The following is a 24,722-nucleotide window of genomic DNA, read 5'->3' on the forward strand; positions in this document are numbered from 1 at the left end:
GGACGGTCTTTCTCAACAGCCTGCGGCAGGTTCTGGGAACGTCTGTGGCTCTGCTGGTTCCTCCCGGGGCAACTAAGACTGCTGTGGCATTTCACCCCGCTCTCAGGGCCGGTAGCGTAGCAAAACGCTGCTACCGGCATCCCATTCCTCTCGAAATCCGGACTCTCTCACGGCATGGTCCCTGCTGTTCTCAGGAACAGCAGGGTCGCGCAAGGCAGATGATCGACGCATGACAGACACAGCGGGGGTTTTCAGGCGGAATTCCAACGGACAGCATCGGCGATCCGGTGACTGGCGTTCTCTTGCGGGACGATGCCTGGTGATCGGGCTGGTACTGATCCTGGCGGCAGCCTGCGATCGGGATGCGCCCGTGGCGCCGACGGCCGGTAAGCCGGTGAACAGAGCCGCCAACGGGATGGTGCAGCTGACCGATCCTGAAATTGCCCGGGCCGGCATCGAGGTGATGACGGTCAAGAAAGAGCCGTTTACCTTCCATCGCGAATTTCCCGCGACCGTGCAAGCCAACGAGAATGAACTGGCGGAGGTCACGACTCTCATTCGAGGGAGGGTCGTCGAGGTGCTGGTCGATGTGGGGAAAGATGTGAAGAAGGGTGAGCGGTTGGCTCTGCTCGACAGTACCGATCTCGGGATGGCCGAAGGCGCGTACCTCAAGTCGGCGGCGAGGCAACATGAAGCGCAGCTGGCCTTTGAACGGGCGGAAAATCTTCATGAGCATCGTGCGATCAGTCTGGCCGAACTGCAACGCCGGGAAGCGGAAATGAAAACCGCGCGAGCCGATGCGCGGGAAGCCTCGCATCGGCTCGCGCTGCTCGGCGTGCCGGCCCAGGAAATCCAACGGCTCGAACGCGAGCAGACGATCCGTTCCGACGTGGCGATTCGAGCGCCATTTGCGGGCCGTGTGATCATGCGTAATATCACGCGCGGGGAGGTGGTGGAGACCTCGCGGAACTGTTTCACCATCGCCGACCTGTCCGATGTCTGGGTGGTGGCCAACGTGCCGGAAAAGGACGTGCGCTTTATTCGTCCGAAGGACCGGGTTCATGTGATGGTTCCGGCCTATCCGCACGGGCTGTTCTCCGGCACCGTGACCTACGTCAGCGATGTCCTCGACCCGTCGACCAGGACGATGCGCGTCCGTGTCACCGTGCTCAATCCCGATCGGACCTTGAAGCCGGAGATGTTCGCCATGGTCCGTGTGTTCGCGTCGCCTCAACCGGAGGCGTTGGCGGTGCCGCTCACGGCCGTGCAGCAGGACGGCACGGGCAAATTGCTGTTCGTGCGTCGACCGGACAATCGGTTTGAATCGCGCCGGGTTCTCCTGGGAGACGAACTGGATGGAAAGGCGCTCGTCCTGGAGGGGCTGCACGAGGGGGAAGACGTGGTCGTCAAAGGAGCCTTCGCGATCAAGTCGGAGTTCGATATCCACAAAATCGAGCCCACGCCATGATTGCCTCACTGTTGGAGTTCTCGCTCCGCCAATCGATCCTCGTCATCGGACTGGCCTGCATGTTCTCCGTGGCCGGGCTGTTCGCCTTTCAATCCATTCCCATCGATGCCTACCCCGATGTGACCAATGTGCAGGTGCAGGTGTTGACGGAAGCGCCGGGCCTCTCTCCCGTTGAAGTGGAACGCTTCATCACCTATCCGATCGAACTGCAGATGAACGGCCTGCCGGGTCTGACGGAAATCCGCTCGTTGTCCAAGTTCGCGCTCTCTCAGCTGACGGTGGTGTTCGAAGACGATGTGGATGTGTACTTTGCCCGCCAGTTGGTGTTGGAGCGGATCATGGCGGTCAAGGAGCGGTTGCCGGCGGGCATCGATCCGGTCCTGGCGCCGGTCACGACCGGGCTGGGGGAGATTTACCAATACTATCTCGAAGGCCCGCAAGCCCATGCGACCGATGCCGTGATAGTGGAGGCCGAGCTGACGAATCAGCGGACGGTACAGGACTGGGTGCTGCGCCCCTTGCTGAAAAGTGTGCCGGGCGTGATCGATGTGAACGGTCTGGGCGGATTCGTGAAGCAGTTCCACGTGTTGGTGGATCCCGACAAGTTACGCAAATACAGCCTGACGCTGCACGACATCTATGAGGCGGTGCAGAAGAACAATGCCAATTCCGGCGGCAACGTGCTGGAGCGGCATGCGGAACGCGCGATTGTGCGGGGGCTGGGACTCATCAAAACCCTGCCCGACATCGAACGTATCGTCGTGAAGGAAGCGGGCGGCACACCCGTGTTCGTCCGTGATGTGGCAGAGGTGCGTATCGGTCATGCGGTGCGCCATGGCGCGGCCGTGTTGAACGGCGAGCGGGAGGTGGTGGCGGGCACGGTGTTGATGCTGCGCGGAGGCAATGCACGTGAAGTCGTCCAAGCCGTGAAACGCCGGGTCGACACGATTCAGCAGGACGGGTTGTTGTCGGAAGGCCTCAAGATCATCCCGTTTTATGACCGGATCGAGCTCGTGACAGCGGCCATCAATACCGTGCGCGATGCCTTGATCGAGGGCATCGTCCTGGTGACCGTTGTGTTTTTCCTGTTTCTGGGCCATGTGCGGAGCGCGATCGTCGTCACCGTGTCTCTGTTGGTTACGCCGCTGATGACGTTCCTGGTGATGCAACGCGTGGGGCTCTCCGCCAACCTCATGACCTTGGGCGGCCTGGCGATCGGGATCGGGGAAATTGCCGACGGATCGTTGGTCGTGGTGGAGAATGTCTATCGCCATCTCTCAGAAAATCATTTGCATCAGCGGTCCCGGCTGGAGGTGATTTTCCGGGCCACCAGCGAAGTAGGGCGGCCGATCGTGTTCGGGATCCTGATCATCAGCGTCGTCTTCCTTCCCCTCATGACTCTGCACGGGATGGAAGGGAAAATGTTTGCCCCCCTGGCCTATACGCTCGTGATTTCGCTGCTGATGTCGGTGGTCGTCACCTTGACCCTCTCGCCGGTTCTGGCGTCCCTGATCCTGCGCGGCGATCATCCGGAGGAGACCCGGCTCGCCCGGTGGATGAAGGCCCGCTATCAGCCGGTGCTCCGTTGGACGCTCGACCATCGGGTGCCGGTGTTGCTGGGATCGACGGCGGTGGTGTTGGCGAGTCTGACCCTGCTGCCGTTCGTGGGGCGGGAATTCATTCCGATTCTGGAGGAGGGGGCGTTGACGCCGCAAATCGTGCGGCTGCCGAGTGTCTCGTTGCCGGAGTCGATCGCGATTGAGAAGCAGACGCAGAAAGTCATGCTGGAGTTTCCGGAAGTGCAGATGTCGGTGAGCAAGATCGGACGCCCCGATATCGCCGTCGGTCCGGAGGAGCCGAATGAGAGCGATCCGATCGTGACGCTGTATCCGCGAAACACCTGGACCACGGCACAGACACAATCGGGCCTGGTCGATGCGATCCGGAAGCGCCTTACGGAGATTCCCGGTATTTCCGTCCTGATGAGTCAGCCGATTCAGGAGCGGGTCGATGAATTGATCTCAGGCATCAGGACCGAATGCGCCATCAAACTGTTCGGTGAGGATCTCGACCTGCTGTATCAGAACGCCGAAGCCATTGCGAATCTGATGCGTACGGTGGAAGGGGTCAAAGACGTCAAGGTCGAACAGGTTGCCGGGCAGCCGTATTTGACGATCGACATCGATCGTCAAAAAATCGCCCGTTACGGGATCAACGTGTCGGATGTGCACGACATCATTACGACGGCGGTGGGCGGCAAGCCGGCCACGCAGGTGTACGAAGGGGAGCGTCGATTTCAGCTGACCCTGCGTTTCCCGGAGCCCTCTCGCAACAGTATCGGGGCCATCGGAGATATCCGGGTACGATCCGCGTCCGGCGCGCCGATTCCCTTGAGTGAGCTCGCGACCATCGACATGCGGGAAGGCCCGGCGCGTATCAGCCGTGAGCAGGCGAAGCGGCGGATCTACATCGGGTTCAATGTGGTGGGGCGCGACATCGGCAGTGTCGTGGATGAAGGCCGGAAGCTGTTGGCCGAACGGATCCGGTTGCCGCAGGGGTATACGGTGGCGTGGGGCGGGGCGTTCGAGAATATGGAACGTGCGAATGCGCGCTTGCTGGTAGTGGTGCCGATCACGCTCGGGTTGGTCTTCTTCCTGCTCTTCTGGGCGTTTCACTCGCTGCGGTATGCCTCCTTGATCATTCTGAATCTGCCGTTCGCCTTGATCGGCGGTGTCGTGTCGCTGTGGCTCAGCGATCAATATCTGAGTGTGCCCGCCTCGATCGGGTTTATCGAACTGTTCGGGTTGGCGGTGGGCAACGGCATCGTGCTCGTCTCCTATATCAATCAGTTGCGGAATGAGGGGCAGCAGACGGAGGCGGCGATCATGACGGGCTGTGTCTTACGGCTTCGCCCGGTCGTGATGACGATGATGACGACGTTGCTCGGCCTCTTGCCGCTGGTCCTGGCGCAAGGAATCGGAGCGGAGGTCCAGCGGCCTTTGGCCACGGTCGTCGTCGGCGGCCTGTTCACGTCCACGGCGTTGACGCTGCTGGTCCTTCCGGCCCTGTATCGAACGTTTGCCGAACAGGAGATCGCGAAGGAACATGCCCCGGAGTGGGTGTGAAGGGAGGTCACGAGACCATGGAGAACGGACGACCCTTTTGGGCCTGTTCTCCGGACGAGCTGCTTCGCGATCTGCGCGCCGTACCGGAGGGGTTGAGCAGCGGCGAAGCCGAACAGCGGCAAGTCGTCTCTGCCTCCGTCCGGCTCAAACCCCAGCGAGACAGTCAGCCGCTCCGGCTGCTGCTGGCCCAGTTCCGAAGCCCCATTATTCTCATCCTGCTCTTTGTCTCCTGTGTGTCGTTTTTTCTCGCCGAACATAGCGATGCGCTGATTATTCTGGCCATCATTCTGGTGAGCGCGCTGTTGAGTTTCTGGCAGGAATACAGTGCGGCCCGCGCCGTGGCCGGCCTGTTGGCGCTCGTGCAGATCACGGCCCGAGCATGGCGGGACGGCCGGTTGCGGGAGGTGCCTGCCGACGACATCGTGCCGGGCGATATTGTGGAGCTCTCGGCAGGATCGAGCCTGCCCGGGGACGCGCGGCTGCTCGATGCCAAGGATCTGTTCGTCGATGAAGCGACCTTGACGGGGGAGACCTATCCGGCAGAGAAATCGACAGGAACACTCACGGCTGCGGCCCCTTTGCAGAAGCGCACGAACAGCCTGTTTCTGGGAACCCATGTGGTGAGCGGGCAGGCGCGGGCCGTGATCGTGGCGGTAGGCAAGGACACGGAATTCGGCCGCATCGCCCATCGGATGCAGGTACGGGCGCCGGAAACGGAATTTGAACGGGGCGTGCGCCGATTCGGGTATCTGTTGCTCGAAGTCACGTTGCTGCTGGTCTTCTCGATTTTCGCGGTGAACGTGTATTTGGAGCGCCCGGTCCTGGAGTCCTTTCTGTTTTCCATGGCGTTGGCCGTCGGCCTGACGCCGCAACTGTTGCCGGCCATCATCAGCGTCAATCTCTCCCACGGCGCCAGGCGAATGGCGCGACACAAGGTGGTCGTCAAACGCCTGACCTCGATTGAAAACTTCGGCAGCATGAACGTGTTGTGCTCCGACAAAACCGGTACCCTGACCATGGGGTCCATGCGGCTGCACGCGGCACTGGATCTTCAGGGCCGGCCGAGCGAGAAGGTGTTATTCCTCGCCCAGCTGAACGCGATGTTCGAAACCGGATTCCCGAATCCGCTGGATGACGCGTTGCGCCGACACCGGTCGGTCGATCTCACCGGTTATCGCAAGCTGGAGGAAGAACCGTACGACTTCGTCCGCAAACGGCTCTCGATTCTGGTGGCGACCCCGCAGACGCATGTGTTGATCACGAAGGGGGCCGTGGACAGCATGCTGACGGCCTGTCTCGATGCTGAACAGCCGGACGGCACTGTGGTGTCGATCGATGAGGTCCGGGATTCCATTCGACAGCAGGTTCGCGAACTGAGTGCGCAAGGATTTCGCACGCTGGGGCTGGCCTGCCGTGACATGGGCGCCGCTGACCGTGTTTCCAAGGAACATGAAACGGCCATGACCTTTCTGGGCCTGGTGGCCTTTGCCGATCCTCCGAAGCCCGGCATGGCCGAGACCATTGCCACGCTCAAACGCCTCGGGGTTTCGTTAAAAATGGTGACCGGAGATCAGGCGCCGGTGGCGGCGTATGTCGGGCGGGCGGTTGGGCTTGAGAATCCGCACCTGCTTACGGGAACTGATCTGCGCGGCATGAGCGACGACGCGCTACGCACGCGCGCGAACAGCATCGACATCTTCGCGGAAATCGAACCCAATCAAAAGGAACGCATCATCCGTGCGCTGCGCGCCTCCGGCAATGTGGTGGGGTACCTCGGCGACGGTATCAACGATGCCCCGGCGCTCCACGCGGCGGATGTCGGCATTTCAGTCGATAGCGCCGTCGATGTCGCCAAAGAAGCGGCCGACCTCGTCCTGTTGGAGCATGATTTGGGCGTGCTGGTGCAAGGTGTTCGCGAGGGCCGCATGACCTTCGCCAATACGCTGAAATATGTGTTTATGGCCACCAGTGCGAATTTCGGCAACATGTTCAGCATGGCCGGGGCCTCGCTGTTCCTACCGTTTCTCCCGCTGCTGCCGAAGCAAATCCTGTTGACGAATGTCCTGACCGACCTTCCGGAAATGACCATTGCCACCGACCGGGTCGATCACGAACTGATCGAGCGGCCTCGCCGATGGGATATCCCGTTCATCCGACGATTCATGCTCACCTTCGGTCTGGTGAGTTCCCTGTTCGATTACCTCACGTTCGGCGTCCTCTTGCTGCTGTTGCGCTCAACGACCGGCCAGTTTCGCACCGGCTGGTTTGTCGAATCCGTACTGTCGGCCTCGTTGATCGTGCTGGTCATTCGCACCCGCCGGCCGTGCTATAGCAGCCGGCCCTCTCCGGCGCTGCTGCTCACGACCCTCCTGACTGGATTGGCGACCATGTTGCTGCCGGTGACACCGGTGGGAGCGTTTCTGGGATTCGAGCCGCTGCCACCCATCTTCTGGGCGGCGATGCTCGGAATCCTGTTGGCCTATGTGGTGGTGGCGGAGTTCGCAAAGCAGTTGTTTTACCGGCAGGTTCACAATGGGAGTTAATGCGGCAAGGCCGTCGGAAGAGAGGGCGACGCGAAGGCACGTCACGTGGCGGCTCCCTGTAATCAATCATCTCCTTGACTGTGCATGGTGATGTAGTACAACCAAAGGAAGAAGTTCAGATCCTGTCTACTCCCCGCTGTCGATTCTCGTGAGGACGTCATGGCCGTTTCCACGCCGCGCTCCAATACTCCGTCGTATGATCCGCAGGTCTTGCTCGATTCACAGCCGGTGACCGTGAATGTGATCGATCCTGCCGACCATTCCGTGCAATTCCAAAATCGAACCTCACTGGAAATATTCGGTGACATGGCCGGTTCCAGATGCCATGCGAAAATCGCGGGGAAGGCGGCTCCCTGTGAGTTTTGCCGCATGCCTGAGGCGTTGGCGCGGGAAGGCGTGGTATCCGAGGAGGTGGACATGCCCGATGGCCGCCGTCTCCTGATCCATTGGGCCAAGGCTCCGACGACGGACGGACGGGTCCATGTCATTGAAACGATCGTCGATGTGACGAAACGGAAGCAGGACGAGCAGAGCCTGCGGCAGTCGCAGAAGATGGAGGCCCTCGGGCGGCTGGCGGCCGGCATCGCGCACGATTTTAACAATCTGCTCATGGTGGTGATCGGCCATTCACAACGGGTGGCGCAGCAGCTCGGCTCGCATCCCTGTCATCATGAAGTGGAGATGATCGGACAGGCGGGGAGCAGGGCGGCCGCTTTGACGAAGAAGCTGCTGACGTTCAGCCGGCGCCAGGTGCTGGAACAGCGGGATGTGCCGCTCAATACGTTGATTCGCGACATGGAAGATATTCTGCGTCGTTTAATCGGTGAGCAGATTCAGACGGTGATTGTGCTCGATCCCAAGGCCGGGCATGTGTTGGGCGATCCCGTGCAAATCGAGCAGGTGTTGCTCAATCTGGCCCTCAATGCGCGCGATTCCATGGCGGAAGGCGGGATTCTCACGATCGAGACAGGGAATGCCGATCTGGACGAGGCGTACGTGCGTGCCCACCCCGGCGCGGTTCCTGGTCCCTACGTCAAACTCGTGGTGGAGGATACCGGATGCGGGATCGACGCCGAGACGCTCGCCCATATCTTTGAGCCGTTCTTCAGTACGAAGGAGTTCGGCAAAGGTACCGGCCTGGGGTTAGCCACGGTCTATGGCATTGTGAAGGAAAGCCGCGGCTATATCGATGTGACCAGCCAGCCTGGACGCGGCTCGCGGTTTACGGTGATGTGGCCCCGGGTGCTGACACAAACAGGAGAAGCCGAGCCGGTGGCGGCGTCTCGTGCGCTTCCGGCCGCCTGCGCGACCATCCTGCTTGTGGAAGACGACGAGGGCATTCGGCGCCTCGTCTCAGCCGTGCTTCGAGACCAGGGGTATGAGGTGCTGGCGGCCACCGACGGCGTCGAGGCGCTGCAAATGCTGCAGTTGCGAAAAGGGGGATGCGATCTCCTGATCACGGATGTCATCCTGCCGAGAATGAAAGCGGCCGTGCTGGCACAGGGGGCGAGGACGATGTTTCCGAACATCAAAGTACTTTATATTTCCGGTTATTCCGGCGACATGCTGGTCTCGCACGGGGTCGATGCACAAGCCGCCTATTTGCAGAAACCGTTTCTCCCCCAGGCCATTATTGAAAAGGTGGCTGAACTCCTGCCCGCTCGCCCGCAGTAGCGCGGGCCGAGATACGACTTTCCTGATTGGATCAATCCTGCCCGTATGCAGCCCGCTTCCAGATGGCCGCCGGTGATTCCATTACGATGCTGCCCGCAAGCGTCAGGGTTGGGTAACCGACTGGTCGAATCGACGCGGATGACTGCTTGACGCCGGAGCGGAGGAGTCGGCACACTCCCGACCATTGCGGATCTCGGTCCTTAGACCTGAGAATCGTGGTAAGGAGAGGCGATTGCTCGCGTCATGGACCATCCTCGTGCTGAGCGGAGCCATGATCGTCATGGCAGGGACGAAACTCTCGCGCTGCGGCGACCAGATAGCGGCGCTGACAGGCCTTGGGCGACTGTGGGTCGGCGTCGTGTTGATGGCGGCTGCGACGTCGCTGCCCGAGGTATTCACGACCGTCAGCGCCGGTTTGCTCGATGCGCCGGACCTGGCCGCCGGAGATCTCTTCGGCGCGGTGCTTGCCAACATGTTCACCCTTGGCCTCATCGACCTTGTCCATCGCGACAAGCGCGTCTGGGAGCAGGCGGCTTTCGAGCATACGCTCGTGGCTGCGCTGGCGATGCTCCTCACTGGATTAGCCGCGTTTCTGATGTTGTTTCGGAACGGGATGGGTGCTTCGGCCATCGAAGGGGGAAGCGCTCTGCTCTTTCTGGCCTATGTCTTCGGCATGCGGATGGTGTTTCGACAGGAAGACGTCAAGCGGCGCCAGCGGGCACAGCAACTCCTTGCCGAGGCGGAGGCTGACGACGACCACACGCGAGAGTCAGTCCGGCGTGACGGACTGCGCCGCGCCGCCATCGGATTCGTCGCCGCTACGGTGGTCCTGATCATCGCCGCCCCACTGCTTGCCAAGTCAGCCAAGGATATCGCGGATCAATCGGGAGTCAGCACGACCTTCGTCGGGACGTCGCTCGTGGCGGTGGTGACGACATTGCCTGAGTTGGTCACGTCTCTGGCCGCCGTCCGGCTCGGGGCCTTCGATCTTGCAGTGGGCAATCTCTTCGGCAGCAATGCCTTCAATATAGCGGCTTTCTTGTTTGCCGACCTGGCATACGCCGGTGGGCCATTACTCGGTGCGATCGACTCCACTCATGCGTTGACCGCCCTCTGGGGCATTGTGATGATGAATGTAGGGCTGATGGGGATTGTGTATCGAGTGGAGAAGCGGTATTGGCTCATTGAACCGGATAGCCTGGTGATGATTCTCGGGTATTTGCTCGGCCTCTGGCTGTTGTTCCGATGACGCCGGGCATGTGCACGAGGGATATGATCTTCCTGCTCACCTCGCGGGCGGTCATTTCCAGGAGACGGATGGGAGGGAGATGACTCGCTCGCTCTCTGCGCTTGACTGTGCGTCGAGGAGCAGATCGTACACCATTTTTACACGCGCCCGTATGTCCTGAGCGAGCGACAGGAATTCGACCCCGAACGAATCCTTGCCGGTCCAGGTGACGACGGCGGGTTTGATTTCGATGGGTTCACGGCGATCGGGCAGTGAGATGCGCAGGGTCAATCGCATTCCGCAATGCACCTTGGCCTCAGGCTGTTCGATCCGGCACCCGCCTGGGGAGAAGTCCCGCACGACGCCCTGGCTGGTTCCGCGAGGCCCTTGAAGCTCAATGGGCCGGTTCATTTCCACTCGTCTGTTCTTCCGTTTCGCCATCGATTGCCCTTTCCGCGCTGCGTTTGTGTGACGGGATCGAGACCGTGCGCTTTCGAAACCAACCTGCAACAAGCATGGCGTGGGAGACATGCACCTCGCCCGATGCGCGATGAGCCTGTTCAACCTCCGTTCAAATAGCCGGCTGCATGAGAGACTCCGCCAAGTCCCTGAATGTCGGATCCAGCATGAATCGCCTGAATGAAACATCCTGTCGGGGATCCGGTATGCGGTCACCCCCCTCTCGCTGGCGATTGTTGCGGAAGGCAGCGTGGAGGGATTGCATCGCCTTTTCCCGATCGTTCATCCCTGCGTAGGTGCGGGCGAGGTGGTAATGAAACAGTGAGTTGGCAGGATCTTGTGAGAGGCCGTAGTCCAACGTGGCCTTGGCGCGCGTGAGGTCACCGGTCATACCGTAGGCCACCCCCAAGTTATGAACGAGCAGGCGCCAGACGGCCTTGTCGAGGGTTGAGTGTGCTCGTTCCAACGCGATCGCCTGCTCATAGTACGGAATGGCTTGCCGAAAGTGCCCTTGCAGGTAGGATGCGCTGCCTGCTCGAAAGTGGTCGAGGCTGCCGGCCCGGGGGGCGGGGACGATGTCGAGACTCTGCAGCACCGCTCGCAATCGTGAATCATCTCCGCGCGTGAAACCGGTTGTAGCAACGTGGATGTCTGCGTAGACGTTGTCTTTACGGACGCAGGCGAATAGGTGGAGTTGATCTACCGATGTTCCCTTGGTCTCTGGCAGCAGATACTCGAGGATAGGTATGTGCCTGATTTCGTATCGCGTGATGTCCTGCCGGGGTTGTTCCGGTGATGTCCGCGCGATGTGTTCCAGATGGGCGAGGCAGCCTTGTTCCGTAGCCTGTCCGGACACCGCTTCCAACGTGACCGAGAGATGCGTCGATGCGGCGCTGTTGGTGGCGAAGACATATCGCCGCCCATCCGGTTTGATCCCGTCGATCTGCACACGGTAACCGGTCATGTCGAGGCTCAGGGCCCACGGTTGTTCCACGAGGGCGATGAGTGCGGGCTGCGGTGGCTCCGCTGCCATGGCGGTCTCGGATGTGAACAGGATCAGTCCGAGCACGCCGATTGGAACTGACTGTGTGAATGATGGCATGGGATCTCCTTGCCCTCTTTCGTTCGGGTGTCGGTTGTGAGGTGACTGTAGTCTAACGTTCACCTCCCGCCGGCCAAAGAAAAAGTGCGAAACCCGCGTCACGGCGCCCTGTGTCCCGCACGTTCATGGAGAGTTGGTCGGTATCAGTTTGTGGCGTCCTGCGACAGTGTGGAGGGCAGGCTGGGGTATTTCCCTTCAGCGGTGAGACGTATAGCGCCTGTGGATTGGAGGCGAGCGTCCAATCGTGGTACTTCGCGGAGGGTTAGCGGGATATCGGATTGCGCCCATCGGCGGCCTCTCGGTATCGGCTTTGCATTGTGTGAGGCAAGGATGTATCTGTATCGAGCGACGGTCCGTATGGCCGTGCAAGGGAAGGAGCCAGGATGCGACAGCGAGCTACGACCGTTCTCGGGTTTCGGCGACAGTGGCGAGTCGCCTGTGTATTGGCGGCGAGCCTCATGCTGGCGGGGCCGTCGGCGCATGCCACCGTCCAGGTGCTGCCTGAGATGACGCTGAAGCGTGAGGGACAGAGCATCACCGGAGCTAAGGCGATTCGCGCCGATCAGACGATGCAGGACATTCTGACGGCCTTCGATCGTGCGGAGCAAGCGCTGGAACGGCAGGATCTCAGCGCGCTGATGCAGTTTTATGCTTCCGGCTACAACTATCACGGCTTACATGTGGCGGACGTGGAGCGCATCTGGGGCGAGGTGTTCGAGCACTATCGCGCGTTATCCTCGACGCACCTGTTTTCCGAGATGAAGGTGGTGCAGACCGAAGAAGGGACCCGGGTGGAGTTGACGTGCACCGGCGGTCTTTATGGTACAGAGGCGCAGTCAGGCGCCCGCATCACGCTGGATAGTTGGTTCCAGGAGGTTCACTATCTGGTGCGGGACAAGAACGGATGGCGGTTTCTCGGGAATCGAGGGGATGCGCCGCGTTCGGCGCCCTTTTCCTCGTCCCCGCACCATCCTCTGTTCTGAGCGGGAGTGATCAGGCTGCAGCGGCGGATGCGGCTGTGGCAGCAGTGCCGAGCAGTTTCTTGACGCTGGCATGGGCCAGGACCACGTCGGGTGTCCGTTGCAGCGCTTCATAGTAGCTGCGTTCGAACCCGTCGCCCTCTTCGGAGGGCCGCAGCATCGTGCGCGCTTCCGACAGCAGGTCCTGTGCTGCTTCCAGGGTCGTGTCGTCTTGATCTTCGAGGACGACATCGATGCGGACGACGAGGTGTGATAGGGGGTGAAGCCAGGCGAACCAGGGGTCGTTCATAACCAGTTGCAGTAACTGCCCCGCTGAGGAGACGCGCCCGTAGATGCGTTCATAGGTGACTTGTTCGGAGACGATGAGGGACTTATGCAGGCCAAGCAGGCCGTGGCGGAGGTCCTTGAGGCTGCGGCGCAAACTGTCCGGAATCGGATTCGGAGCCGACCAGGAAGAACGTGTCATATACCACCAATCCTAACAGATCCACAGCTTCAAGCGACGGTTGTTCCCACCACAGGAATGACGCCCGATCCAGGGCCGATGCTCCGTCCTTCGTGGATACTCTATCGGCGTGTTTTCGCAAGGATTGAGTCTTCGGCAAGGGGAGGGCCACATTTTTTTGTAAGGCTGCGTCGTAGACGTGAGAAAAACCAGGGGTTTCTCCTGGAAGCTGAAGCACTTACCTGAATATCGGTCGTGCTCGGGATGTGTACGTAGGGGATCCGGATCCCAACGCAGAACCGGTAGGGCAGCGAGATTGGAGGCTATGGTCGAGCAGGGGCAAAACATCCAAGCCCGGTGGTACGCACAGTCCCCCGATGAACTCGCGCGGGCTCTTGATGTGAGCCTCGCACAGGGATTGCGCGAGGATGACGCTGCGCGCCGCCTGTCTGTTCATGGTCGGAATGAACTGCCGGAAGCCCCACCTCCTTCCCCTTGGACGATCCTGGGGGCGCAGTTCACCAGCCTGATTGTCTGGGTGCTGATCGGCGCTGCGATCGTTTCCGGCCTGCTCGGGGAATGGATCGATACCGGTGCCATCCTCGCCATCGTCCTATTGAACGGATTTCTGGGTTTCGTTCAAGAGTATCGAGCCGAACAGTCGTTGGCGGCACTAAAAACCCTGGCGGTGACCTACGCGCGGGTGATTCGCGGCGGCTCGCGGCGTCAGCTGTCTTCCACGGAATTGGTGCCCGGCGACATCATCGACGTAGAGGCGGGGGATCACATCCCGGCAGATGCGCGCCTCATTCAAGCCGCGGCGTTGCGCACGCAGGAGGCCGCGCTGACCGGGGAATCCACGCCGGTCGACAAATCCGGCGGGGTGCTCCCTGACAACGACCTGCCCCTGGCCGATCGGCGGAACATGGTGTTTCTGGGGACCACCGTCACGGGCGGGAAGGGCCGCGCGCTCATCGTCGCAACCGGCCGTGGAACCGAGCTGGGACGGATCGCCACGTTGATGACGTCGGTGCCTGTCGAGCCGACCCCGCTCCAGCGGCGGTTGGAGCAGTTCGGCCATGTGCTGCTGCTGCTGTCTCTCGGGATCGTCGTCGTCGTGTTCGTGCTGGGCTTGTGGCGAGGCGAGCCGGTCTTCGACATGTTTCTCACGGCGGTGAGTCTGGCCGTGGCGGCCATCCCGGAAGGTCTGCCGGCGATCGTGACGACGACCCTGGCGCTCGGCGTCATGCGCATGGTGACGCGCCATGCGTTGATCCGTCGATTGCCTGCCGTGGAGACGCTGGGTGCGGCGACGGTGATCTGTACGGACAAGACCGGCACCCTGACGAAGAACGAAATGACGGTGACCCGTCTGGCCCTCGATGGGCAGGTGTATGAGGTGACCGGAGAAGGGTATGGGCCGGAGGGCGACATCATCGGTGGTGATCCGCGCGAGGGAGGCTTGCAGCAGCTTCTGTTGAGCGCACTGTTGTGCAACGACGCAACGCTCAAGGAAGTCGATGGCAGTTGGAAAGTGGTGGGCGATCCCACGGAAGGGGCGTTACTCGTTGCGGGCGGCAAGGCCGGATGGCGGAAAGCAGACCTGGAGCGGGCGCATCCGGTGGTGGGGGAAATTCCCTTCGATTCCGAACGCAAGATGATGACGGTGGTTCGACGATCGGGCGCAGACCTCGTGGCCTATGTGAAGGGCGCCCCGGATGTTCTGCTCGGCCGTTGTCGCGACTTTCTATCGGTCGAGGGGCAGGTGCACCCGCTCACCGATTCGATGAGAGCGTCCATTCTGTCTATCAACCGGCAGTTTGCCGAGCAAGCCCTCCGTGTCGTCGCCCTGGCCCGGCGGACACTCGATCAAGAGCCGTCCACGTACGACTCCGAGACCATTGAGCGGCAGTTGGTCTTTCTCGGGTTAGCCGCCATGAAAGATCCCTTGCGTCCCGAGGCCAAAGTGGCCGTCGAGCTCTGCCGGTCGGCGGGTATCGCGACGGTGATGATTACCGGTGATCATAAGGAGACGGCCCTGGCCATTGCGCGTGAGGCGGGCTTCCCGGGCGGCGCAACGCAGGCGCTGTCCGGACTGGAGTTGAATGGGCTGACCGATGGCGAGTTGTCCGCGCGGGTCCGGGACATTGCGGTGTACGCGCGGGTATCGGCCGAGCACAAACTGCGCATCGTGAGGGCCTGGCGCGCGCAAGGGGCGGTGGTGGCGATGACCGGCGACGGGGTGAACGATGCCCCGGCGGTGCGGGAAGCGGATATCGGGATTGCGATGGGCCTGACCGGCACGGATGTCACGAAGGATGCGTCGGACATGGTCGTCACCGACGACAACTTCGCCTCCATCGCGGCGGCGGTCGAGGAGGGGCGTAGTATCTACGACAATATCCGCAAGGCCGTACATTATCTCTTGTCGTGCAACTTGAGCGAAGTGCTGGTGATGTTGGGGAGTACGTTGCTGGGCTGGCCCCTGCCGCTGCTTCCGATTCATATTCTCTGGATCAATCTGGTGACCGACGGATTTCCGGCTCTGGCCCTCGCCGTCGATCCGAAAGATCCCGATGTGATGAAACGGCCGCCTCGCGACCCGCAAGCCCGCCTGTTGGATCGAGAGCGATTTCTGGCTGTCTGTCTCCAGGGCACGGTGATGGCATTGGTGACGCTGGCCGTCTTCGGGATCTCTCTCACGATTTGGCACGATGAGGTGCCTTTCGCGCGAACGATGACCTTTACCACGCTGGTGTTGGTACAGCTGCTGCACGCCTTCAGTTGTCGCCATGAACGGTATTCTCTGTTTCAAATCGGAGTGATGACCAATCGGGCGCTTGTGGGGGCCGTGCTGCTCTCTGCCCTGTTACAGGCCGGGATTTTGTTGAGCGCCTGGGGGCAGGAGATTTTCAAAGTCGTTCCGCTTCGAGCCGACGAATGGTGGCTGATGCTGGGACTCGGCGTGCTGCCGTTCGTGGTGATGGAACTGTGGAAGGCGTGGAGGCGAATGCGGGAGCCTGTCGCTGAGGCCCGCTAGGGGGCCCAAATGGTGGTGAGGGGGCTGGCTTGCCGGCTGAACCCGACCGGCTTCGCGCCGTACATGTCTTCGATCGTGCGCAAGAGCCCATAGTGATCGACTTGTTCGCCGAACCGTCCCTGCCGCACCATCGGCCCCACCAGAATCGTCGGGATATGGTTGTCTGATTTTCCGTTGTCCTCATCCCAGGTGACGATCAGGAGGCTGTTGTGGGTCTCCGCCCATTGCACGTAGGCATCCAGATGCGTCCGGAGCCACTGGTCCCCGCGCTCGATGCGTTCGGGGTCCTTCCCGTTGTGCATGTCGTTCAGTTGATTGGGGATGACCATGCTGACGGTGGGCAGCGTGTGGAAATCGGTCGGGAAGTCGGTGAACGGACGATTGTCGGCGGGCGGCACGGTGTTGATGGGAGACGACTGCCAATTGACCCATGGGTTATGTTTGCGTGCATAGGCCCCTGCCACGCAATCGGTGGCGCCGACGGCGGGCAAATCTTCAGCGTACCCGATGAAAGTCTGACCGGCTTGCGCCAGGGTGCTATGAAGATTCGGGGCCGTCAACGCGAGCGGGCACGTGTTCCCATTGACCCCCTCGATGGATCCGGCGAACAGGGCGATATAGTTCGGTTGGCTGGGATGGGTGATGCCGTAGGAGTTGGTCAGCAGTGCGCCTCTGCGGACCAGTGCGTTGAGGTAGGGGGCCGACGGTGAGTCGATGATTTGGGCGAACGAATGGTTCTCCTCGATCACGATTACGATATGGTCGGGTTTGGGCAGCGGCGTCTCGGCGGAAACGGGTTGGATCCCGAAGAGGAGAGCCATCCACAGGATACAGACGGCCAGGACGCATGAGCGCATGTGAAGTCCCTCCCCGTTACACGGGCAGTTCGCTGAGTCGCAGGGTATACAGATAATGATAGAGGCCCCGCTGCTCCAGCAGTGCGGCATGGGTCCCTTCTTCCACGATCTTCCCTTTATTCAGAACCAGAATGCGATCGGCGCGTTGAATGGTGCTGAGCCGGTGCGCCACGACGAAAGTGGTGCGGTTGACCATCAGGCGCTCCAACGCCTCCTGCACCAGCCGTTCGGACTCCGTATCCAGAGCCGAGGTGGCCTCGTCGAGCAGGAGAATTCTAGGATTCTTCAGAATGGCTCGCGCAATGGCGACACGTTGGCGTTGACCGCCTGAGAGGTTAATACCCTTCTCCCCGACGATCGTTTGATACCCGTCCGGGAATCCCACGATGAACTCGTGGGCATGCGCGGCCTTGCTGGCGGCAATCATCTCTTCTTCGCTGGCGTCTTCCCGCCCGTACCGAATATTGTCCCGGATGGGCCCTCCGAACAAAATCGTATCTTGCGGCACCAGGGCGATCTGGCGATACAGGCTGTCGAGGCGAACCGCTTTGACATCGTGGCCGTCCACCGTGAGCCGTCCGGCGGTCGGGTCGTAGAATCGGTGCAAGAGGTTCATGATCGTCGTCTTGCCTGACCCGGTGGGTCCAACGATCGCAATCAATTCGCCGGGCTTCGCCTCGAAGGAGAGGTCCGAGAGGATCGGCTGCCGGGGATCATAGGCAAAGCTGATGTGCTCCGCCCGAACGTGACCACGGATGGGCGGCAGGTCGATGGCGCCCGGGGCGTCGGCAATTTCGGCATGGGTGTCGAGGATCTCAAAGACGCGCTGCATGGCCCCTTGGGCTTCCTTGATCTGCGCGAATACCCGGGCTGCCGACCCGAACGGTCCGATCAGAATTCCGGCAAAGAGCACGAACGCAAACAGGTCGCCGGGGGAGACCGTGCCGTCGATGACCTGGCGCCCGCCGTACCACAAGACGAGGGCGGCGGCGGCAAAGGTGACGAAGATGATCGTCGGCACGAACCAGGCCATGATGGTGGCACGGCGCAGTGACAGCTCCATCGCGGACTGGACCTGAGCCACGAACCGTTCTTCTTCCCGTTTCGTTTGGACGAAGGATTTCACGACGCGGATCCCTGCAATGACTTCTTCGACCAGCGTGCTGACGGAGGCGGTTTGGTCCTGGATTTTGGTGGACAGCGCCCGGAGTCGCCGCCCGAACAGTTTGGCCACGACGACCAGCATCGGGAGCAGCACCAGAATGAGCAGGCAGAGTTGCCAGTTCATGGCGAACAGGAAGCCCGCGCCGCCGATGAAGGTAACGATTTGTTTGGCGGCGTCGATGGGCGTATCGGTTACGACGTTCTGAATGACGGTGACATCGTTCATGAGCCGGGACATCAATTCGCCGGTTCGGCGCTTCGAGAAGAAGTTGACCGACAGCGTCTCGAGATGTGCGAAGAGATGGATCCGGAAATCGGCCATCACCCGTTGGGAGACCCAGGCGGTGAGGTAACTGTGTCCCATCGAACATAACCCCTGGATCAAGACCAAGCCCAACAAGAGCAGGATCATTTCTGTCATGCGCGCGGCATCGTGCTGGACGGTGATGACGTCCCACAGGGTGCCGCCTAAACGAAGGAGGGCAAGGTTGATGGCGGCAACCGCCATAACCATGACGGCAGCCGCCATCATTCGAGGGACGTAGGGCTTGAGGAACGGAAAGAATCGTTTGAACGAGAACATGGTGTTACGACAATGGTTTCAGAGGGGGCAGGCCTGTAGCGTATCACCGTTGGTGGCGGCGATACGCATACGGCATGACCTTCGTGATGAGGTGAGATCGCGCTAGAGCTGAGCGATGGACTCGATCAAGTTTTTATTGATCGCCACGAAGTCAGACCGATCCTTATCGTTGATCAACACGTCAGTCAGGCTGATGAACAGCCGCTGCTCTTCGTTGATCGCATCTGACACACGATTGCGCATGGGCGGGATGAGGAAATCCCCGACGTAAACACAGTTCACCGTTCGAACGCGGATGCGAACTTTTTTTCCTTCGGGCACGGATCCCTCCGTCCATTATGTCGTGATGGGCTCAGCTCTTGCGACGCAAGAATTTCTGACGCCGGCGCAACTTTTTATACTTGTGCTTGCGCATCTTCTTCCGGCGTTTCTTGAGGACACTCGCCATACATTCAATCTCCAACTGCTAGGCGCGGGAGTCTAGTGGGTTTCAGTCCAAAATGCAAGCCAAGATTATGACTTGTTGTATGTTGATAGGCCGCATAACCGTTCTGCAGGAGGCGATGAACGTGAGGCGAGCCCGTCGGCTTGACCTCTTTCCGCCAAGGTTCCTATACTGCGCCATGATTGAATCGTGCCCGCCGATCCGCCTTTTTCTCAGACGTGTCTTCCTGGCCATGCTGTTGATCCTGACCGTGGGTTGTGCAGGAAAAACCCTTCAGTATAAGGACGATCACGACCGTATTCTTCGCATCGACCAGGCTGTGGAGTCGCTCCGTAAATCCTACGTAGAACGGGACCGTAGTGCGCTGGAGGCGTTGTTCCTCCCGTCGGGGAATTTGGATCAGGTGCAACGTGAGATTCACGCCGACTTCGATACCTTTCGCGACATTCAGTTGGAGTTTTCCATTGAGCGCATCTTGATCGAAGGGGACAATATCGATGTGTTTGTCCATTGGCAGGGCCAGTGGAAACGGGATCCTGCCGAGGCGGGCACGCGCCAGCGTGGCCATGGGCGGTTGGCCTGGGTCGGCACGCAGTCCATTCTGCTTCGGGAAGCGCAGGGCGATCTGCCTTTCGGCATGGGCGCGCGCGCCAGCGTGGGTGAAGGCCCGGCACGCGGGCAAGCCAAGCCATAGCCATGTCTGTCAGGTTGTCCTCCTCCAAAATTGAAACGGACTTTCTCGTGGTCGGAAGCGGCGTCGCGGGTCTTCGCGCGGCGATCGAACTCAGCCGGGCCGGGCGTGTCTTGATGTTGACCAAGGGGCATCCCTTGGAAAGCAATTCGATGTATGCCCAGGGCGGCGTCGCGGTCGCGTTGAGCGAAGAAGATGATGTCGGCAGCCATCTGACCGATACCATCAAGGCCGGTCACGGCCTCTGTCGCCGTGAAGCTGTGCGTACGCTGGTCGAGGAAGGGCCGGAGCGCATTCAGGAACTGATCGCTTGGGGCGCGAAGTTTGACAAGATCGGCAAGCGCTTCGCCTTCACGCGTGAGGCGGCCCACAGCCGGAGCCGCATTCTGCGCGCGCGAGGCGATGCCACGGGCAACGAGATGGTGCGCGCTCTCATGACCTATGCCGCGAGGCAGCCGCGCATTCAACGGTTGGATCGGCGATTCACGGTCGACCTGGCGGTCGTCGACGGGCGCTGTTGCGGCGCCATTGTGTTGAATGAGATGACCGGCGAGCGCACGGTGCTACCGGCCAGCGCCGTGGTGTTGTCGACCGGTGGCGCCGGGCAGGTCTATGCGCGGACGACGAATCCGGGCAACGCGACGGGGGACGGCATGGCGATGGCCCTCCGGGCCGGAGCGTTGTTGATGGATATGGAGTTCGTGCAATTTCACCCCACGTCCCTGTATCTGCCCTCGAGCCCGCCGTTTCTCCTGTCGGAGGCTATCCGTGGGGAAGGCGGCCAGTTGCGCAATATCAAAGGCGAGTTGTTCATGCACCGCTACCATCCGGATGGTGCGCTGGCGCCGCGCGATGTGGTGTCGCGAGCGATCTGGTCCGAAATGGCGGCGACTCGCGCGCGCCATGTGTATCTGGATGTGACGCATCTGGGCGCGGCCTTTGTGAAGCGGCGATTCCCCACCATCTATGCCACCTGCCTGCGCTACGACATCGACATGACTGAAGAATGGATCCCTGTCTCGCCCAGTGCGCATTACATGATGGGCGGTGTCTGGACGGATGTGCAGGGGGCGACGACGTTGCCCGGCTTGTGTGCGGCCGGCGAGGTCGCCTGCAGCGGTGTGCACGGTGCGAATCGTCTGGCGAGCAATTCGCTCCTGGAAGGTTTGGTCTTCGGCATGCGGGCTGCGCAATCTGCCGTGGCCCATGCCGGACGATTCCCGGGACCGGTGCGCATGCCCCGCCTGGAAGAACTCGAACAGGGCCGGCCGACGGATTTCGATGATCCCGAGAAGTTGCGAAGCTCACTGCGTCGCTTGATGTGGGGGAAGGTAGGACTCGTGCGTTCAGGCGATTCGTTGATCAGCGCCTCTGCGCAACTGGTGCGCTGGATGCGCCTGTTGGCCAAGCCGTTTGCCTCGCGAGCGGCCCTGGAGGTCAAGAATATGGTGCAGGTCGCCCGCTGTATCACAGACGCGGCACTATGGCGGGAGAATAGTGTCGGGGCCCACTATCGTTCAGATTTTCCGGAGGCCAATCGGCCCGGGTGGCGGCAACACAGCCAGCTGCTGTTTACGGACGGTCAGACGAGCGGGCCGGCAGCGAAGGAACGAGCGCTCGTGCTTTCGCCCCCAGCGCCTGTGCGCGGTAGGCCCGGGAAGAAGAAAGCCGGTCGTTCGTGAGGAAGGTGCGGTAGTACCGAAGCACTTTTTGGACATACTGCCTGGTTTCCGGAATAGGAGGAAGCCCTTGGTAGCGCTCCACCGTATGTTCGCCGGCATTGTAGGCCGCTAAGGCCAGCGGCAGATTTCCGTTAAACCGGTCCAGCAACTGCCGCAGATATTTCGTCCCCCCGCCGATATTCTCATCCGGATTGTAGGAATCCCGCACATCCAAGCGCACGGCGGTCTGTGGCATCAGCTGCATCAGTCCGATGGCGCCGGCGCGTGAGACCGCCTGCGGGTCGAAGTCGGATTCCGTTTTGATCACTGCGCGAATCAGCGCCGGATGGAGGCGGTGGGCTCTGGAATGCCGGGCAATCACCGGCTCCAATTCCCCGTCCGAGATCACCGTGCGCGAGCGAGGCAGTTCAGCAATGACTCGTCTGTATCGAGGATCGTTCGGCACGTTGGTCAGAGAAATAGTGCCGTTGGCATCGATGTACTGATACACGTCGGCCCGGCTGGGGAGGGCGCTCAAGAGCAGGGCCGCGGAGATCGAGAGGATCGCTGGTATGCGGCCGACATTGGGCATGTGGACGGTGAATCCAGTGAAGTCGCACGTTCGCATTCGGCTGTTTCAACCGTAGCATCGGACCCCCGACCTGTCAAAAAACTTTGCCCCGGACGAACTCGGTTTGATCCGCATAACACATTGATATCATGGATGTGTATGGCCGTATTCGCTACGAGGCCGGTTCGAGAAACCTCGTCCGGCTGTCCGCGAATCGGGTCTGCAGCCGACGGGTCAGCGGGCCCGGCTTGCCATCGCCGATGGCGATCGAATCGACCCTGCTCACCGGCATGATTTCCATGCTGGTATTGGTCAGAAAACATTCCTCCGCGCGCTGGAGGTCCGCGACGTAATAGTGGCCTTCCCGGACGGATAATCCTTCCTCTTGCGCGAGGGTCATGACGATGGTTCTCGTGATGCCGTCCAAGATGCCGCAGTCCAGTGCGGGGGTATGGAGGGTTCCGCCGTAGATGAAGAAGAGGTTGCTGATCGTGCATTCGGTCAGCTCATCCTTCCAGTTCAAAAACAGGCTGTCGAAGGTACCGGCTGCAATCGATTCACGTTTGGCAAGAATGTTGTTCAGAAAATTGGTGGACTTAATCTGCGGAGACAGCGCTTCGGGCAGATTTCGCCTGGTCCTGGCGATGGTCAGAGCCACCCCATCGCGGGAGAGGGCGGAAGGAGAGGGATGGAGCGTCTTTGCCATGATGACCACTGTGGCCCGCGGGCAGAGACCGGGATCGAGGCCGATTTCCCCCGTGCCGCGTGAGACGGTGATCCGGAGGTACGCGTCCGCTTGCGCGTTCCCGATTCCGTTGCGATGCATCGCTTCGTGGAGCAGCTCCGGCCATTGTGACTCCGGAATGGGAATGTCCAGGCCGATGGCTTCGGCGGAGCGCCGGAGTCTGGCTAGGTGCTGGTCGCGCATGAAGATGCGGGATCCATAGGAACGAAGAGTTTCGTAGACGCCGTCACCATAGAGAAACCCATGGTCGAACACGGAGACGAGGGCTTCTTCTTTGCGCACAAACCGATCATTGAGAAACACCCACATCAGCGGCCAGCCTCCAGTATTTTGAAAAATGCGCCCGCTTTGGCGAGCGTTTCATCATATTCGCGGTCGGGATCCGAGTCGGCCACAATGCCGGCACCGACTTGCAGATACCCTCTGTTCTTGGTCAGTACGAGCGTACGAATGAGAATGTTCAGGTCCAGGTCGCCGTTCCAACTGAAATACCCCAGTGCGCCGGTATAGAGTCCACGCCGCACCGGCTCCAGTTCTTCGATGATTTCCATGCAACGGAGTTTAGGGACACCGGTGATGGTTCCGCCGGGGAACACGGCCTTCACCAGGTCGAGGGGTGAGATGCCCGGTTGCAGGGTTCCCACCACGTCTGACACCAGGTGGCTGACATGCGAATACTGTTCGATGGTCATGAACTCATCGACTCGCACCGAGCCGTAGCGGCAGACCTTTCCGAGGTCGTTACGTTCGAGATCCACCAGCATCACATGCTCGGCGCGTTCCTTCGGATTGGCAAGCAGCTCAGCGCGCAGCAGTTGGTCCTGCTGCAGGCCGGTGCCTCTCGGCCTGGTGCCGGCAATGGGTCTGGTGCTGGCCTGTGAGCCGGTCAGCCGCACGAGCCGCTCAGGGGAGCTGCTGACGAGGCTGAGGTCAGGGAATCTGACGAGCCCCGCGAACGGCGCAGGGTTGATCCGGCGAAGGCGGCGATAGAGCTCGGTTGAGTATCCCTCGAATCCGGTCGGTGAAGCGGCGGCGTGCAGATCGAGGGTGAAGCGGTGCGACAGATTGGCCTGGTAGATATCGCCGGCGGCGATATAGTCCTGGCAACGCCGCACACGAGTTTTGTAGGCCTCGCGCGATTGGCTGGGAACAAAGGTCGTTGGGGAGGGCCAGGGGGAGGAAACCAGAGAGCTGATCGGGCTTGTCAGGCGGGCTTCCAGTTCCGCCAGCCTGTCACAACCTTCGCGATAGAGTTTCTCTCGAGGTTCCGACTGAAATCGCGATAAGGGAGGGCAATACATCAGGTAGAGCTGTCGCGTATGGTGATCGACCGCGGCGACGACGTCGAAAAAGGCCATGTGCAGGTCAGGGAGGTGGAGATCGTCGGCGGCCAGGGTCGGAAGTAATTCGAATGAACGAACGAAGTCATAGCTGAGGTATCCGACCGCGCCGCCATAAAACGGCGGAAGGCCTTCCGGTTTGGTAATGGTCGATTCGGCCAGCGTGCGTTGAAGGACTCGAAGGCCGGAGCCTTGCTCGTGCCGGATCTGTCCCCCGGTCTCGATCCGGTAATCCTGCGCGCGGCTTGTCAGGCTGAGATAGGGGTCGCGTCCGAAAAATGAATAGCGCGCGGTGCTGTCGGTGCCGTTGGCGCTTTCCAGGAGAAACGAGGAACGTTCTGCCGGGGCCAGCCGACAGTACAGCCCGAACGCGTCGACATCCGGTTGTGGACGCACGACCACCAGCGGTTGCGGCGGTCCGCTCAGGAATGCCTGGTGAGAGGAAAAACTCATGAACCTGCGTTTCAGAGGGGTGCCCTACCCGAAGAAATGACTATACCGCATCGAGCGGCCGGGTCATAGGTGGCCAACTTCTTGACAAGCCCCCAGCGAATTTGCTTGAATGGCGCGCCCGCCGATGGGTGCACTCTCTCCGATTGCG

At 60.8% G+C, this 24,722-nt stretch carries 19 protein-coding genes; 9 read left to right on the forward strand and 10 right to left on the reverse strand.

Annotation, left to right across the window (positions count from 1 at the left end; all coding sequences use genetic code 11):
* Positions 1-229 precede the first annotated feature (229 nt).
* The 5 genes from H8K11_12040 (at position 230) to H8K11_12060 (ending at position 10,059) form a co-directional block, all read left to right on the forward strand.
* Entirely contained in the window at positions 230-1,468 is a 1,239-nt protein-coding gene (locus H8K11_12040; GenBank protein MCS6264476.1) for an efflux RND transporter periplasmic adaptor subunit, read from the forward strand.
* Positions 1,465-4,593, forward strand: coding sequence for an efflux RND transporter permease subunit (locus tag H8K11_12045; protein MCS6264477.1), 3,129 nt, complete (start codon positions 1,465-1,467; stop codon positions 4,591-4,593). The genes H8K11_12040 and H8K11_12045 overlap by 4 nt, the downstream gene beginning before the upstream one ends.
* Positions 4,594-4,610: 17 nt before the next feature.
* Entirely contained in the window at positions 4,611-7,136 is a 2,526-nt protein-coding gene (gene mgtA / locus H8K11_12050) for a magnesium-translocating P-type ATPase (GenBank protein ID MCS6264478.1), read from the forward strand.
* 159 nt (positions 7,137-7,295) lie between these two features.
* On the forward strand, positions 7,296-8,810 hold the full coding sequence (locus tag H8K11_12055; protein MCS6264479.1) for a response regulator: 1,515 nt from the start codon (positions 7,296-7,298) through the stop codon (positions 8,808-8,810).
* A gap of 232 nt (positions 8,811-9,042) precedes the next feature.
* Entirely contained in the window at positions 9,043-10,059 is a 1,017-nt protein-coding gene (locus tag H8K11_12060; protein ID MCS6264480.1) for a sodium:calcium antiporter, read from the forward strand.
* A gap of 51 nt (positions 10,060-10,110) precedes the next feature.
* Here H8K11_12060 and H8K11_12065 read toward each other — a convergent pair whose 3' ends face one another.
* Together H8K11_12065 and H8K11_12070 are read right to left on the reverse strand one after the other, a co-directional pair.
* The gene (locus tag H8K11_12065) at positions 10,111-10,449 is read right to left on the reverse strand and encodes a PilZ domain-containing protein (GenBank protein ID MCS6264481.1); all 339 of its coding nucleotides are present in this window, start codon (positions 10,447-10,449) and stop codon (positions 10,111-10,113) included.
* Positions 10,450-10,609: 160 nt separating this feature from the next.
* Complete coding sequence (locus tag H8K11_12070) at positions 10,610-11,599, reverse strand: tetratricopeptide repeat protein (protein MCS6264482.1); 990 nt, start codon at positions 11,597-11,599, stop codon at positions 10,610-10,612.
* Positions 11,600-11,982: 383 nt separating this feature from the next.
* Here H8K11_12070 and H8K11_12075 point away from each other — a divergent pair, with 383 nt between their 5' ends.
* A complete protein-coding gene (locus H8K11_12075; GenBank protein MCS6264483.1) occupies positions 11,983-12,582 on the forward strand; it encodes a hypothetical protein in 600 nt (199 codons plus the stop codon).
* A gap of 10 nt (positions 12,583-12,592) precedes the next feature.
* On the opposite strand, the gene H8K11_12080 is transcribed toward H8K11_12075, so the two are convergent.
* A complete protein-coding gene (locus H8K11_12080) occupies positions 12,593-13,045 on the reverse strand; it encodes a hypothetical protein (GenBank protein ID MCS6264484.1) in 453 nt (150 codons plus the stop codon).
* A 304-nt stretch (positions 13,046-13,349) separates the two neighbouring features.
* On the opposite strand from H8K11_12080, the gene H8K11_12085 reads away from it, so the two are divergent.
* Positions 13,350-16,064: a cation-translocating P-type ATPase gene (locus H8K11_12085; GenBank protein ID MCS6264485.1), complete on the forward strand. Its 2,715-nt coding sequence runs from the start codon at positions 13,350-13,352 to the stop codon at positions 16,062-16,064.
* Here the strand turns inward: H8K11_12085 and H8K11_12090 are convergent.
* The 4 genes from H8K11_12090 to H8K11_12105 all read right to left on the reverse strand — a co-directional run bounded on the left by H8K11_12090 (position 16,061) and on the right by H8K11_12105 (position 19,116).
* Positions 16,061-16,921 carry an acid phosphatase gene (locus H8K11_12090; protein ID MCS6264486.1) on the reverse strand — a complete coding sequence of 287 codons (861 nt, stop codon included), beginning with the start codon at positions 16,919-16,921 and terminating at the stop codon, positions 16,061-16,063. The genes H8K11_12085 and H8K11_12090 overlap by 4 nt on opposite strands.
* 16 nt (positions 16,922-16,937) lie before the next feature.
* Entirely contained in the window at positions 16,938-18,668 is a 1,731-nt protein-coding gene (locus H8K11_12095) for an ABC transporter ATP-binding protein (GenBank protein ID MCS6264487.1), read from the reverse strand.
* A gap of 102 nt (positions 18,669-18,770) precedes the next feature.
* Positions 18,771-18,989, reverse strand: a complete 219-nt coding sequence (locus tag H8K11_12100) for a hypothetical protein (protein ID MCS6264488.1) — start codon at positions 18,987-18,989, stop codon at positions 18,771-18,773.
* Between the two features lie 31 nt (positions 18,990-19,020).
* Positions 19,021-19,116 (reverse strand): AURKAIP1/COX24 domain-containing protein, encoded by a 96-nt coding sequence (locus H8K11_12105; protein ID MCS6264489.1) that lies wholly within the window; start codon positions 19,114-19,116, stop codon positions 19,021-19,023.
* A gap of 175 nt (positions 19,117-19,291) precedes the next feature.
* On the opposite strand from H8K11_12105, the gene H8K11_12110 reads away from it, so the two are divergent.
* Positions 19,292-19,807, forward strand: coding sequence for a hypothetical protein (locus tag H8K11_12110; GenBank protein MCS6264490.1), 516 nt, complete (start codon positions 19,292-19,294; stop codon positions 19,805-19,807).
* Between the two features lie 14 nt (positions 19,808-19,821).
* The gene (gene nadB / locus H8K11_12115) at positions 19,822-21,486 is read left to right on the forward strand and encodes an L-aspartate oxidase (protein ID MCS6264491.1); all 1,665 of its coding nucleotides are present in this window, start codon (positions 19,822-19,824) and stop codon (positions 21,484-21,486) included.
* Here nadB and H8K11_12120 read toward each other — a convergent pair.
* The 3 genes from H8K11_12120 to H8K11_12130 all read right to left on the reverse strand — a co-directional run bounded on the left by H8K11_12120 (position 21,377) and on the right by H8K11_12130 (position 24,574).
* Complete coding sequence (locus H8K11_12120) at positions 21,377-22,057, reverse strand: lytic transglycosylase domain-containing protein (protein MCS6264492.1); 681 nt, start codon at positions 22,055-22,057, stop codon at positions 21,377-21,379. The two genes, nadB and H8K11_12120, sit on opposite strands and share 110 nt — an antisense overlap.
* Positions 22,058-22,208: 151 nt before the next feature.
* On the reverse strand, positions 22,209-23,090 hold the full coding sequence (locus tag H8K11_12125; protein ID MCS6264493.1) for an aminotransferase class IV: 882 nt from the start codon (positions 23,088-23,090) through the stop codon (positions 22,209-22,211).
* The gene (locus H8K11_12130) at positions 23,090-24,574 is read right to left on the reverse strand and encodes an anthranilate synthase component I family protein (GenBank protein ID MCS6264494.1); all 1,485 of its coding nucleotides are present in this window, start codon (positions 24,572-24,574) and stop codon (positions 23,090-23,092) included. Before H8K11_12130 ends, H8K11_12125 begins: the two co-directional genes overlap by 1 nt.
* Positions 24,575-24,722: the final 148 nt, after the last annotated feature.

Source organism: Nitrospira sp., from assembly GCA_024998565.1.
In the GTDB taxonomy this organism is placed as follows: Bacteria; Nitrospirota; Nitrospiria; order Nitrospirales; family Nitrospiraceae; genus Nitrospira_A.

Bases quoted from the DNA above. Each gene is read 5' to 3' on its own strand.
- H8K11_12090 (MCS6264486.1), bottom strand. From the start codon at position 16,921: ATGCGCTCATGCGTCCTGGCCGTCTGTATCCTGTGGATGGCTCTCCTC.
- H8K11_12125 (MCS6264493.1), bottom strand. From the start codon at position 23,090: ATGTGGGTGTTTCTCAATGATCGGTTTGTGCGCAAAGAAGAAGCCCTC.
- H8K11_12065 (MCS6264481.1), bottom strand. From the start codon at position 10,449: ATGAACCGGCCCATTGAGCTTCAAGGGCCTCGCGGAACCAGCCAGGGC.
- H8K11_12045 (MCS6264477.1), top strand. From the start codon at position 1,465: ATGATTGCCTCACTGTTGGAGTTCTCGCTCCGCCAATCGATCCTCGTC.
- H8K11_12055 (MCS6264479.1), top strand. From the start codon at position 7,296: ATGGCCGTTTCCACGCCGCGCTCCAATACTCCGTCGTATGATCCGCAG.
- H8K11_12110 (MCS6264490.1), top strand. From the start codon at position 19,292: ATGATTGAATCGTGCCCGCCGATCCGCCTTTTTCTCAGACGTGTCTTC.
- H8K11_12070 (MCS6264482.1), bottom strand. From the start codon at position 11,599: ATGCCATCATTCACACAGTCAGTTCCAATCGGCGTGCTCGGACTGATC.
- H8K11_12085 (MCS6264485.1), top strand. From the start codon at position 13,350: ATGGTCGAGCAGGGGCAAAACATCCAAGCCCGGTGGTACGCACAGTCC.
- H8K11_12120 (MCS6264492.1), bottom strand. From the start codon at position 22,057: ATGCCCAATGTCGGCCGCATACCAGCGATCCTCTCGATCTCCGCGGCC.
- H8K11_12105 (MCS6264489.1), bottom strand. From the start codon at position 19,116: ATGGCGAGTGTCCTCAAGAAACGCCGGAAGAAGATGCGCAAGCACAAG.
- H8K11_12075 (MCS6264483.1), top strand. From the start codon at position 11,983: ATGCGACAGCGAGCTACGACCGTTCTCGGGTTTCGGCGACAGTGGCGA.
- H8K11_12080 (MCS6264484.1), bottom strand. From the start codon at position 13,045: ATGACACGTTCTTCCTGGTCGGCTCCGAATCCGATTCCGGACAGTTTG.
- H8K11_12040 (MCS6264476.1), top strand. From the start codon at position 230: ATGACAGACACAGCGGGGGTTTTCAGGCGGAATTCCAACGGACAGCAT.
- H8K11_12095 (MCS6264487.1), bottom strand. From the start codon at position 18,668: ATGTTCTCGTTCAAACGATTCTTTCCGTTCCTCAAGCCCTACGTCCCT.
- H8K11_12130 (MCS6264494.1), bottom strand. From the start codon at position 24,574: ATGAGTTTTTCCTCTCACCAGGCATTCCTGAGCGGACCGCCGCAACCG.
- mgtA (MCS6264478.1), top strand. From the start codon at position 4,611: ATGGAGAACGGACGACCCTTTTGGGCCTGTTCTCCGGACGAGCTGCTT.